Below are 11,623 nucleotides of genomic sequence, written 5' to 3'. Positions count from 1 at the left end.
TAGGGCCTCCCCTGACGCGCGAATTGCGAAGCTTCGCAAGCCTAACGCCAGATTTGTGCCATTGCACGACCGCTTGCGCCGATTGGTCCGAACGGGTGAATGCGGAGTCCAGATACCGACGGCCGTTGTCGCGCTTGGCGGACGACACGACGAGAGCGACGGATCACCCCGCGGGTGCGGCCGGCCGGACGGGAACTACCGGGTGCCGTAGGCCGCCCACTGGGCACAGGATTGCGCCCAGATGCGCGAACCTGTTGCGTATGGGATTTCCGTTCACCGATGGTGCGACGATCCTTCACGCGCGCGAAAGAAGCTGGCATGCGGTTTCTTTGACCTGACCAGAGGCTGTGGAGAAATCTGGCAGTCGAACAATTGTTCGAGTACATTGGAGTCATGGCGGAGCTCACCACACTTCTCGACCACCTCATCGAGATCACCCCACCGACCGGGGACCCCACCTGCCGTGCGATATGCGCACAAGTGGAGACCTGGCGGTTGATCCGCAACATCGTCGATCACCAGATCGCCTCTCACGCAGCCGCACTCGACGATCTGCGGGTCGCAGAGGAGGCGGGTTCGACCACCAAGAAGCTACTGATCGAGATGGGGTTCGCACCCGCGGTGTCGACGCGCACCACGCGCATCGCCGGCAGTCTCGGAGTGCTGGGCAAGGTCGAGGCCTGCGCCGCCGACGGCCGGGTCTCCGGCGAGATCGTCGACGCGATCGTGCGTGGCATGTCCGTCATCGAGAAACGATCACCCACAGCAATTTCCGACGACGACCGGGCGGTCTACGGGTCCGATCTGCTCGCCCAAGCCCTCTCCGGTGCCACACCTGCCGAGGTGCCCGAACCCGACGGCTCCCCCGACCGACGCTCAACAGCCCAGATCCGCGCCGACGCCCTCGAGGTACTGCTCGATCAAGCCGCAATGGGTGCGGCGATCGACACCATCGGCACGCCGCGAACCCAGACGGTGCTGACCATCCCCACCGACGGCAGTGATCCCCCGCATCCCCGCCCTGGACCGGACCTATCATGCAGGCCACCGCCTAGCGGTTGTCGTGTGACGGAACCCTGATCGAGATCATCATCGACGGCGAGACCGTGCCGCTGCAGATGGGACGTGAACGACGACTGTTCTCGCCACACCTGCGCAGAGCGATCATCATCCGCGACGAGTTCTGCATCAAACGCGGTGCCCCACCATCACATACACAGGTCCACCACATCCAGCACTGGTCCGACGACGGTGACACCGAACTCGACAACGGCTGCCTGCTCTGCCAGCGCTGTCACACCCAGGTCCACCACCACGGCTGGGACATCATGATCGGCTTCGACCGCCACCCCTGGCTCATCCCACCGGCCGACATCGACCCCCAACGCCGCCCGCTACCCGCCTACAACCGCCGCACCATGCGACTCGACGACGCCGCCTGACCCCACAGACTCACGCGTAGCACCTTCCGCACCCGGCGATCAGCCGGGACCGCGTTCGATCTTTGACAAGTCCACAGTGTGAAAGTGGGTCGCCCGCACGGCGCTCACGGATTCGGTTCCCGCTCACCGCTTTTGCGTGAGCGGGAACGGAATCGGTGAGCGAGAGCTCGCAACGGTCACCGCTGGCCGAGTCACCCTGCCGGCGGCACCTTCACTGCTGCCCGCGAGCTCACCACGTCGAGGGCCTCGGTGAACGGCGGGATGAAAAAGCGGGCGCCGAGGACGCAGCAGGCGTGCCCGCCGTCGACCTCGAAACGCTGCGATCCGGGGATTCCGTCGAGCAGCAGTTGCTGGCGTTCGGGTTCGACGACCCGGTCGCGGGTCGACACGACCACTGCGGTGGGCACGTCGATCTCGGAGAGCCAGCTGCGGGAGTCGAACTGTCCCAGACCGTTGCCGAACTCGCCGAGATGCGACAGCGGCGTCGAGAAGAACTGGCGCAGCGCCCAGACAGACGTGTGGGACGTCGTCTTGTTGAGGCTCTTCTCGGAGACACGCGGGAGCATTCGGTACAGCGGCGTCAGGATGCGGCCGGTCCGTTCCGACGACCGCCGGTGTCTGGGATCGCTGGTGCTGAAGAACGGGCCCGTCGAGCAGAGCACCAGCCCCGACACCCGCTCGGGGTGTCGACGCCACACCAGCTGCGCGATGCCGCCGCCCATCGAGAAGCCGGCGGCGACGAACCGGTCGATGCCGAGGACGTCGGCGACGGCGACCACGTCGTCGGCGCAGTCCCGGAGGTCGAAGGTCTCGGACTCGATGCCGCGGCCGTGCCAGCGGGCGTCGAGGGTGATCACCCGATACCGGTCGTTGATCGCCGGGATCGTCGGATACCAGCACAACAGGCCGGTGGTCAGCACCGAGTGCAGCAGAAACACCGCCGGTGCGTCGCGGGGTCCCGAATCGGTGACGAAGGCGCGTCCACGACCGGGCAGGTCGAGCATCTGACCTTCGGGAATGTCTGTGGCCGGGTGGGGCGAGAAGACGTGGCGAACCGCTCGGGCGGCGCCATTGAGAAACTCGGGGATCACGCAATCAACGCTACGTGAGATGCTGGTCACATGATCGACATCGCCCGACCGAAAATCGAGGGGTCAATCGCCGTGGCCGACGGTGATCGTCGCATCGGGTTCGCCGAGTACGGATCAGCTACCGGCCGGGCCATCATCTGGCTCCACGGGACGCCCGGAGCACGTCGGCAGATCCCCGTCGAAGCCCGCGGATATGCCGCTGAGCGGGGTGTTCGCCTGATCGGGCTGGACCGGCCGGGCGTCGGGTCGTCGACGCCGCACCGGTACGAGAACATCGCCGCATTCGCCCCCGACCTCGAGACCGTGCTCGAAGCACTGGGCATCGGCGAGTTCGCCATCATCGGCCTCTCCGGCGGCGGGCCGTACACGCTTGGTGTGGCGCACGCGATGCCCGACCGCGTCGTCGCCGCAGGCATCCTCGGCGGCGTCGCCCCCACCGTCGGACCCGATCGCATCCCCGGTGGCGCGATGCGACTCGGATCGTTCCTGGCTCCCGCCGTGAACGCGGCGGGCTCACAGATCGGGCAGGTCCTGAGCATCGGACTGCGATTCGCCCGACCCATCGCCGAGCCGGCCATCACCGTCTACGGCCACTTCTCCCCCGAAGCCGACCGGGAACTGTTGGCACGACCCGAGTTCCGGGCCATGTTCCTCGATGACCTGCTCCACGGCGGACGTCGCGCGATGGAGGCACCGTTCGCCGACGTCGTCGTCTTCGCCAAGGACTGGGGCTTCCGCGTCCCCGACGTCCAGGTGCCCGTGCGCTGGTGGCACGGCGACCACGATCACATCATCCCGTACGCCCACGGCGAGCACATGGTGTCGCTGCTGCCCGACGCCAAACTGTTCGAGATGCCCGGCGAGAGCCACCTCAGCACGCTGCACATGGCCACCGACATCATGGACGAGCTGCTGGCGATCTGGGATCAGTCGCGGGGTTGAAGTAGGCGGTCAGGGCGCGGTCGCCGACAGTCCAGCGGCCAGACCCAGCACGACGGCCATCAGCGCCAGCTCGACGGCGGCGTTGCGGATGGACGCGGTCTCGGTTTGACGATGGCGTTCGACGGCCGGCACCCAGCGTCGCCGATGCCAGGCGGCGACACCCACCAGCGCGGCCAGCATCCCGACCTTCGCCAGCAGAATCCGGCCGTAGCCGGTGGTGACCAGCGCTGACAGGCCGTCGATCTCGGTCAGTGCGGCGACCACGCCGGTCACCGCGATCACGCCGACCGCCCAGGGCGCCCGCCGGGAGAACACCGGCAGACTCCGAGCCCACCCGGACCTGCCCCGCACGGAGAGGACGATCGCGGCGAGCAGGCCACACCACCAGGCGGCAGCCAGCGCATGGGCGCCGACGAGGAACGGGCCGAGCGCGTTGTTGCCGGCGTGACCGGCGATCGCGGTGGCGAGCACACCGATCGACGCGAGCGCCCCGACCACCAGGACGGGGATCTCGACGGCGGTCAGCAGGTCGAGTACCGCCCACGCCACGATGAGCAAGCCCGTGACCAGCGCGACCATCTCGGAGGCGCCCGAGGTCAGGACGTCACCGAAGTCGCCGGCACTGACCTCGAGCACGTCCTGGCCCGACCGGTCGGCGGTGCGCAACCAGGCACTGATCAGCGTCGCCACCACCCAGACCCCGGCGAGTGCACCGATCCATCTCGACGACGGGTCGGCGTCGACGGTCGGCAACAGGGCGAGGCCGAGCGCCACCACGGAGGCGCCGAGCGCGAGGGTCGCGGGCAGTGCCACCGGATCCGGTCCGTCGGGGCGGGCGAGCAACCAGCTCACCAGCAGTCCGGCGAACAGGACCGGGACACCGGCCACGACCCTCACGCGTCAGCTCCGTGTCTTGGGGCGGGTCAGCCAGAACACGACCCCGAGACCCACGACCAGGACAACGACGGCCCCGACGATGAAGTACCACACCGGGATTCCGTCGTCGGACTGATCAGCGGAGGCGTCGGCGAGCGGGCCCGGCTCGCCGTTGCCGGCGACCGTGAGCTCGAAGCTGCGCTGCCCGCTGACCACGTGCCCGTCGGCGGAGGTGACCCGGTAGTTGATCGTGTACTTGCCGGTCGGTCCGAGCTCCCGCATGCCGACGCTCACCGTGCTGCCGTCGACCTTCGGGTCACCGGATTGCCAGAAGTGATCGTCGGGTCCGACGACGTTGAGCACCGCGTACGCGGACTGGATGCCCTCGTTGAACGTCAGCGTGACGGTCTGGGGACCTGCGGGCAGGCTCGCGCCGTCGTCGGGATCGGAGGACACCAGGCGCGAATGCGCTGACGCCGCGGGCGCCGACCAGGTCCCGACCAGCCCGAGACATGCCAGCGCCGCCAGGACCAACAGCAGCGAACGCTTACGCATTGCCGCGACCGTTGCGTCGGACCACCATCAGAGCCGCGACGCCGAAGACGGTGCCCAACGCACCGACGACCAGTCCGATGCCGCCGAGCCAGCGGGCCGCGGAGTCGGCCTGGGAGGTCTCCGCCGCCTGGGACTGCGGAGCATCGGCGCCGGTCGCCGGGGCCGCGGCGTGGTGTCCGCCGTGTCCGTCGCCGCCCGCGGCGAGGGTGATGGTCGGCGCGGGCTTCTCGGGTTCGGTGCCGTCGGCCGGGGTCGGCTGGTTCCAATCGGCCTCCTCGCCGTCGGCGTAGGTCTGCAGCGCCGGAAGGGCGACGGTCTCCTGCTCCGGGAACGGGCCGCCGGAGAAGCTGAACTGACCGAACTGACCGACCGGGATCCCGGGCGACCCGGGATCTGCAGTCCAGGTGATCTCGGTGACCAGGTCGTCCTTCTTGGTGACGACCGTCTTCCAACCGCTCATCACCTCCGGTCGCGCCGACTTCAGACCGGGCAGGGTCACGCGCAGCGCCGTCGTCGGAGCCGACTCGGACTCGTTGGGGACGACCAGCGTGACGACGCCGTAGCCGCCCTGGGGTGACGGTCGGCGCGTTGGCGGTCACGTGCGCCGACGCCACGCCCACCCCGGTGAGCGAGGAGACGCCGACGACCGCGGCAGCGGAGACGGGCAGGATGAGGCGACGGGCGATCGTGGCCCGCTTCGAGAGGTTCTTCATCTGGGTTCTTTCTCAAGTGTTCGGATCGTCTGTGCGTGGCGCGCGCACGACAGCACCGAACCGTCGTGGGTTCGGTGGAGTGGCGCGGCGTCAGAATCCGAGCGGAGGTCCGCGAACACCGGTGCCGCCGACGGCGGGACCGGGGACAACAGCGGGTCGAGTCCAGAAAACCAGGGGCGTACCGGGCACCCGCGGAGCGGCAGGCGGTGTCAGCGACGCGATGACCGACCCGATGACGGCCAGCAGCTGCGCACCGACGACGATCAGTACCGCGCTGAGCGGGATCGCGACGAGGTGCGTCAGCAACATCGGCAGCGCCGGAGCGTCGTGGGTGACGTGCGCGGCATCGGCGGCGAGCGACCAGTGGCTCGCGACCTGCGCCGCGGTCAGAACGCCGGCGGCCGATGCAGCAGCCGGGACCAGGCGCCGGCCCCGGGTCGCCAACTGCAGGACCATCGCCGCGACCACCCCAATCGCGACTGTGAGCACCACGCCGCCCGAGCTGAGCGTCTGCCCGCCGGCGGCACCGTGCGCGGCGATCGCGACGGTGGGCACCACACCGGCCGCGGCGACGCGCGTGAACGCGTCGGGCGTGCGGACGGTGCGTGACATGGCCCCATCCTAAGGAGTGGGTCCGGGTCGAACGGACTCGCCCAACCCGGCCAACTCCCGCCGGACGCGGTGAAACAATCGAGGACATGTCGCATTCACCGGCTCCTGTCGAGGTTCGCCCAGTGAAGTCCAGCCCGGTCGAGGTTCGCGAACTGTCCTCCCCCGACGAGCTCGAAGAACTGATGCGGGTCTTCGACGACGTCTGGCGGCCGGACCCGACGAGACGTCCGGTGGGCATCGACATGCTGCGGGCGCTGTCGCACTCGGGCAACTATGTCTCCGGCGCCTTCATCGGTGATCACCTGGCCGGTGGGAGCGTGGCGTTCCTGTCGGCGCCGGCCGGTGAGGCCCTGCACAGCCACATCACCGGGGTCTCGCGACGCGGCCGCGGCCACCATGTCGGATACCTGCTGAAGATGCACCAGCGGAAGTGGGCGTTGGAACGTGGACTGACGACGATCACGTGGACCTTCGATCCGCTGGTCGCGCGGAACGCGTACTTCAACATCACCAAGCTGGGCGCCGAGCCGGTCCACTACTACGAGGACTTCTACGGCGAGCTCGGCGACGAGCTGGGCGGCGGCGCCGACTCCGATCGGGTGCTGATGTCGTGGGCGCTGCACGACGAACTGCCCGGGAGCGTGGACGGCGTCGGGAGTGTGGAGGCGCTGATTGCCGACGGTGCGGTGCCGGTGATCGACGATTCCGACCGGTCGCGTCCGATCGCCCACCACGAGCGGATCGAGCCCGACGCGACGGTGGTGGTGGCGTTGCCGCGGGACGTCGAGGCGATGCGGGTGAGTCATCCGCTCGATGCGGCCCGGTGGCGGATCGTGTTGCGGGATGCGATGTCGCCGTTGCTACTCGACGGTGATGCCCGACGGTCGGTGCGCTTCCTGCGATCGGGTCACTACGTGTTCGGTCCGGCGGGGTCGGGGGTGCGGTGAGCGTCGAACCGGCCCCCGGCGAACCGACACCCGACGACTGGGCGCGATACCCGCACACGCTCGCCGATGTTCTGCCGGCAGCCTCTGTCGCCCTGGGGTGTTTCTCCCGACTCGGGTCTCGTCGTGCCGCCGGGTGATTCGGTGGTGGTATTGCTGATCGACGGGCTCGGTGCGACATTGCTCGAGGAGTACGCCGAGTCCGCGCCGACCCTGCGCGAGCTGACCGCGACCACCCTGCGTGCGGGATTCCCGGCGACGACGGCGACCAGCATCCTGAGTCTGACTGTCGGTGCGCCCTGCGGCGTGCACGGGATCATCGGTTACAGCTTTCGGCCCGACGACGACTGCCGGACGCGCGGTTCGCGCCGGGTGTTGAACTCGCTGCGCTGGAGTCTCGACGACGCGCAGGGACCGTCGGCACTGGTCACCTATCCCCCGTCGCTGGTGCGCACGCATCCCGGGAGTCTGGAAGCGCTTGCGGACGAAGGCGTTCGGGTGACGTACGTGATGCCCGGCGAGTTCCGCGGGACCGGTCTGACCCTGGCGGCGTTCCGCGCGCCCGGCCAGTACGTTCCGGCGGTGACGCCCGACGGGGTGCGCGAGGGCGTACTGGCGGCGGTGCGGGGACACAGTCGACATCGCCGATTCGTCTACGCCTACTACAGCGAGCTCGACACCGCGGGACACATCCACGGCCCGGGGTCGGCGGCGTGGCTGGAGAAACTCCGGCTCGTCGACCGGTTGGTGGCCGAGCTCGCCGCGGAGTTGCCCTCCGGCACAACACTGCTCGTCACCGGTGACCACGGCATGATCACCGCCGACCGCGCCGTCGACATCGACACCGCGCCCGGCCTTCTCGACGGCGTCGAGGCAGTCGCCGGTGAGGCGAGGGCACGGCATGTGTACGCGTCGTCCGGTGCTGCGGAGGATGTGCTGAAGGCATGGTCGGGGTATCTGGGCGACGCCGCGCACGTCGTGTCACGAGAGCAGACCCTCGACGAGGGGTGGTTCGGCCCCGAGGTGGCCGATGCGGTGGCGAACCGGATCGGGGACGTCGTCGCGGTGGCACGGGAGTCGGTGACGCTGACGCGGTCGAAGAACGAGACGATGGAGTCGATGATGATCGGCCACCACGGCGCCTGGACGGCCGCCGAACAGCTTGTGCCACTGCTGGTGGCGCAGGGTTAGCCAGTCAGTTCTCCTCGTCGGTCACCAGGTCGAGGCGCACGCCGAGGAGACGGACCGGGCGATCGATCTCGAACTTGGTGAGCAGGTCGGCGACCACCGCTTCGAGCTGATCGAAGTCGAGACTCGGCGCAGGGAGTTTCCGGGACTTGGTGCGCGTGTAGAAGGTCGTGGTCCGGACGGTCACCGCGACGCGGAACGGTAGGCGTTCCTCGGCGACCACCTGGTCGAGCAGCTCACGCAGCAGTTCGGCAGCCGCGGTGCGCATCTCGGACTGTTCCGCGATGTCGGTGGCGAAGGTCCGCGACTTGGAGTGCGACCGGGCGAGCCACGGTTCGGAGGTGATCGTCGAATCACCACCGCCGCGGCACAGCACGTACAACCAATTTCCCTGGTGCGGACCGAAGGTTGCGATCAGGTCGTCTCGGGGTGTCGCGATGAGGTCGTTGACGGTCGCGACACCGTTGGCGGCGAGCTTGGCCGACGTCTTCGGCCCGACGCTCCACAGGTCGCGAGTCGGCCTCTCCCCCATCAGGTCCAGCCAGTTGCGGTCGTCGAGCAGGAACACGCGCGGCGCGCCGACGGCGTCGTCGGGTGTGGCGCCGGGCGGCCGCTTGGCGAAACCCGTGGCCATCTTGGCCCGCTGCTTGTTGTCGCTGATGCCGACGCAGCTGGTCAGGCCGCACCGGTCGAGGATGTCGTGCCGGACCCGTTCGGCGAAGTCGACGATGGCGGCATCGTCGAACGGCTCGACCTCGGCGCCCCGCACACTGACGCCGAGGTACGCCTCGTCCCAGCCCCACACCTCGACGGGGTGACCGGTTCCGCGCAGCACGTCCATGACGTCGGCCGACGCGGCGTCGTACGCCCCCATGTCCAGGGGGAGGTACACCGCGTCGGGCAGCTTCTTGTAGGCCGCACGCAGCGGCATCCCCGCCCGCACGCCGACGTCCCGCGCCTCATAGGACGCGCAGGTCACGACCTTGCGGGCCTCGGTCGGATCGCCGTTGCCGCCGACGATGACCGGGACACCGACGAGCTCCGGACTGCGCAGTCGCTCGACCGAGACCTGGAACTGGTCGAGGTCGACGTGCAACAGCCACCGGTAGCGTTGCGAAACCGACGTGGTCACCCCGCCAGGGTAACCACGGACCGACTGTCAGACGCCGCAGTCAGCCGGCGATGCGGACGTCGATCTCCCTGAGGCCCACGCTCTGACACGACGTGCGCAACGAATGCGGGTTGTACCGCAGCACCGACAAGCCGCGCTGGGTCTCGGTCGACCAGCCGGCAAACGACGCACTGGCCTCCGAGATGTACCCGGTCAGCTCCGCGATCGACGCCTCGTCGAAGGCAGCCACCGCGTGGACGAGCACCTTCTCGAGCAGCGCACGGTCGCGGTGCAGCGGCGGTGGCACGAGATTGAGTGAGGGAGAGGCGGTTCCGCAGTTCGTCGGATCGGTCAGCGCATGCACCGCGACGAGCAGGAAGGCCAGCGAGACGATCGCCCGCGAGGCCGGATCCCCGAGGCGAGCCGGGTGCGACTGGATGACGTGGCACACCTGCACCGGCCGCGGCGGCGTGACGCCGACGGCCTCGGCCCGGCTGGGCTCGAGAAGCCCCAGCGCAGCCAGCGCCTCCTGATGTGCGGACGAAATGGTCTCTGCGGCAAGAGCATCCGCATGCATCCGCCGCAACCGGGAGACGATCGCCTGATGGCGTCCCGCCGCGTCGTCGATCTCCCGGACCAGGTGTTCGGTCAGGCCGAAAGTCGACGAATAATGGGTCAGCGCCTGATATCCGGACAACACGATGTGCTGCTCGATGGCGATGGCCTCGGCGATTGCCGACGGTTCGAGAAATTTTCTGGTGCTTCGCTTAGATGCGCGCGCCGAAAGAGTACTGGTCAACTGAGCCCTCCACACACGTAGACCACAAACGCTCCGGTGTGGAATCTGCCCACCCCGGTGTTGACCCCCTACGCTCCGAGCACCCCCTTCGATGCCGTTAACGAAGCGCACGATCACCATAGCCCGAACTACGGAAAAGTATGAGTCGAACGACTGATGACGAAGAAAGGGGTCGCGGACAATCCGCGACGGAAGACCCTTCCCTTTGCGCGCCCGACGGGTTTCACTCAAATCAGAGGGCTTCGACGGAGGGACTCTTCATGCTGCGCTTCCTCTCCCGTGAGTTGCACAGCTGGCGCCTCATGCACGCCTCGTCGAACCGGCTCGTCAGACCGATGGACCGGCTCGAATCGCTCGTGCTCGTGGCGCTGCTCGTGTCGGCGCTGGCGGGCCTGCTCGTCTCCCTGACCATCGGCGGCAACACCTACGCGGCACACAAGGCGGTCGCGGAGGTCCAGGGACCGCGCCACTCGGTGAGTGCCACCGTCATCGGGACACCTCGGCAGGACGACGATCCGACGGTCGTCGCGTGGCGACGGCCCGACGGCGCCCGCCTGACCGCCGAGGTGGACGCCGAGCGGCACGACCGAATCGGCCGGGTCCGCATCATCTGGCTCGACGACGAGCAACATGTGGCAGACCCGCCGGTCACCCACACCGATGCCGTCGTCGAGGGTGTCATGGCCGGGCTCGGCGTCGTGATGCTGACCGCGATGGGCTGGTGGGGCCTGGTCCTGCTGGTCCGGGCGGCCGCCGACCGGCATCGGATGCGGCGGTGGGAGGCCGAGTGGCGCGAGTTCGACATCGACAGCCACCGGTGAGATTCCCCGGACCGTCCTGCTCAGCTGTCCTCGGCGTCCTCGAGGTCCCGTGTCGACAACCAGGCCTGCGAGTCGTCGATGCCGACATGCGGCGGCAGCGGAGGTAGACGGGTCCCGAACACCTCGTGCGTGAGTTTGCTCAGGGCCCGGCATTCCTCCGCCCAGGACATCCGGCCGGCCGGGGTGGTCTCGTAGGTCCGACGCCCCGGATACCCCGCCGGCGCCTCACAGACGCCGACGAGCCCCCGCCCGACGAGTTCGTCGAGCACCGACCGGAGCTCACCCGGCCGGACGCGATAACCGCGGCGCTGGAGTTCGTCGAGTATCAGATGGTCTGACGCGTCTCCGTTCAGGCCGATACCCAGGATGTGGACACGAATGGCGGCGCGCTCAACAGCTCTCATCTGCCATCCTCCCTTCGCTCAGGAGACCGCCGCGCGGGGCAGACGAAATCGGGCACGTCGGCCTGCTCACGCGCCGGTGAGGTACACGATCCTCCTCACGAGCCGCCGACAACAGGGTCGCAATG

General features: G+C 68.6%; 10 protein-coding genes and 3 pseudogenes. 5 read left to right on the top strand and 8 right to left on the bottom strand.

The features are described from left to right. The first annotated feature begins 393 nt into the window (after nt 1-393). A pseudogene (locus RVF83_RS10930) lies at nt 394-1,442 on the top strand (DUF222 domain-containing protein). Nucleotides 1,443-1,633: 191 nt separating this feature from the next. Here RVF83_RS10930 and RVF83_RS10925 read toward each other — a convergent pair. Beyond that, entirely contained in the window at nt 1,634-2,533 is a 900-nt protein-coding gene (locus RVF83_RS10925; protein WP_174351903.1) for an alpha/beta fold hydrolase, read from the bottom strand. A 30-nt stretch (nt 2,534-2,563) separates the two neighbouring features. Between RVF83_RS10925 and RVF83_RS10920 the strand changes: the two genes are divergently transcribed. Further along, nucleotides 2,564-3,475 (top strand): alpha/beta fold hydrolase, encoded by a 912-nt coding sequence (locus RVF83_RS10920; protein WP_005199701.1) that lies wholly within the window; start codon nt 2,564-2,566, stop codon nt 3,473-3,475. A 9-nt stretch (nt 3,476-3,484) separates the two neighbouring features. Here RVF83_RS10920 and RVF83_RS10915 read toward each other — a convergent pair whose 3' ends face one another. The 4 genes and pseudogenes from RVF83_RS10915 to RVF83_RS10900 form a co-directional block, all read right to left on the bottom strand. Next, complete coding sequence (locus RVF83_RS10915; protein WP_005199700.1) at nt 3,485-4,372, bottom strand: copper resistance D family protein; 888 nt, start codon at nt 4,370-4,372, stop codon at nt 3,485-3,487. Nucleotides 4,373-4,375: 3 nt separating this feature from the next. Next, nucleotides 4,376-4,906 (bottom strand): copper resistance CopC family protein, encoded by a 531-nt coding sequence (locus RVF83_RS10910; protein WP_005199699.1) that lies wholly within the window; start codon nt 4,904-4,906, stop codon nt 4,376-4,378. Beyond that, a pseudogene (locus tag RVF83_RS10905) lies at nt 4,899-5,619 on the bottom strand (YcnI family protein). Before RVF83_RS10905 ends, RVF83_RS10910 begins: the two are co-directional and overlap by 8 nt. A 90-nt stretch (nt 5,620-5,709) precedes the next feature. Next, nucleotides 5,710-6,231: a hypothetical protein gene (locus RVF83_RS10900; RefSeq protein ID WP_005199697.1), complete on the bottom strand. Its 522-nt coding sequence runs from the start codon at nt 6,229-6,231 to the stop codon at nt 5,710-5,712. Nucleotides 6,232-6,317: 86 nt separating this feature from the next. Here RVF83_RS10900 and RVF83_RS10895 point away from each other — a divergent pair, with 86 nt between their 5' ends. After that, complete coding sequence (locus RVF83_RS10895; RefSeq protein ID WP_042375399.1) at nt 6,318-7,178, top strand: GNAT family N-acetyltransferase; 861 nt, start codon at nt 6,318-6,320, stop codon at nt 7,176-7,178. Then, nucleotides 7,175-8,366 (top strand): annotated as a pseudogene (locus tag RVF83_RS10890) (alkaline phosphatase family protein). Before RVF83_RS10895 ends, RVF83_RS10890 begins: the two are co-directional and overlap by 4 nt. A gap of 4 nt (nt 8,367-8,370) precedes the next feature. On the opposite strand, the gene RVF83_RS10885 reads toward RVF83_RS10890, so the two are convergent. Further along, on the bottom strand, nt 8,371-9,495 hold the full coding sequence (locus tag RVF83_RS10885) for a DNA polymerase IV (RefSeq protein ID WP_005199694.1): 1,125 nt from the start codon (nt 9,493-9,495) through the stop codon (nt 8,371-8,373). 40 nt (nt 9,496-9,535) lie between these two features. Continuing rightward, nucleotides 9,536-10,273 carry a hypothetical protein gene (locus RVF83_RS10880; protein ID WP_039880826.1) on the bottom strand — a complete coding sequence of 246 codons (738 nt, stop codon included), beginning with the start codon at nt 10,271-10,273 and terminating at the stop codon, nt 9,536-9,538. Nucleotides 10,274-10,533: 260 nt separating this feature from the next. Between RVF83_RS10880 and RVF83_RS10875 the strand changes: the two genes are divergently transcribed. Next, a complete protein-coding gene (locus RVF83_RS10875) occupies nt 10,534-11,094 on the top strand; it encodes a hypothetical protein (RefSeq protein WP_005199692.1) in 561 nt (186 codons plus the stop codon). Nucleotides 11,095-11,114: 20 nt separating this feature from the next. Here the strand turns inward: RVF83_RS10875 and RVF83_RS10870 are convergent, their stop codons facing one another. Continuing rightward, nucleotides 11,115-11,498 (bottom strand): helix-turn-helix transcriptional regulator, encoded by a 384-nt coding sequence (locus tag RVF83_RS10870; protein ID WP_005199691.1) that lies wholly within the window; start codon nt 11,496-11,498, stop codon nt 11,115-11,117. Between the last annotated feature and the right edge of the window lie 125 nt (nt 11,499-11,623).

The organism is Gordonia rubripertincta (assembly GCF_038024875.1).
Classification (GTDB): Bacteria; Actinomycetota; Actinomycetes; order Mycobacteriales; family Mycobacteriaceae; genus Gordonia; species Gordonia rubripertincta.
The sequence above is the reverse complement of the archived record's forward strand: the minus strand, read 5'-3'. Positions and strand labels throughout refer to the sequence as shown.

What these genes read in the sequence shown, in the direction of transcription:
- RVF83_RS10875 (WP_005199692.1), top strand. Translation starts at nt 10,534, where the DNA reads ATGCTGCGCTTCCTCTCCCGTGAGTTGCACAGCTGGCGCCTCATGCAC.
- RVF83_RS10900 (WP_005199697.1), bottom strand. Translation starts at nt 6,231, where the DNA reads ATGTCACGCACCGTCCGCACGCCCGACGCGTTCACGCGCGTCGCCGCG.
- RVF83_RS10920 (WP_005199701.1), top strand. Translation starts at nt 2,564, where the DNA reads ATGATCGACATCGCCCGACCGAAAATCGAGGGGTCAATCGCCGTGGCC.
- RVF83_RS10895 (WP_042375399.1), top strand. Translation starts at nt 6,318, where the DNA reads ATGTCGCATTCACCGGCTCCTGTCGAGGTTCGCCCAGTGAAGTCCAGC.
- RVF83_RS10910 (WP_005199699.1), bottom strand. Translation starts at nt 4,906, where the DNA reads ATGCGTAAGCGTTCGCTGCTGTTGGTCCTGGCGGCGCTGGCATGTCTC.
- RVF83_RS10870 (WP_005199691.1), bottom strand. Translation starts at nt 11,498, where the DNA reads ATGAGAGCTGTTGAGCGCGCCGCCATTCGTGTCCACATCCTGGGTATC.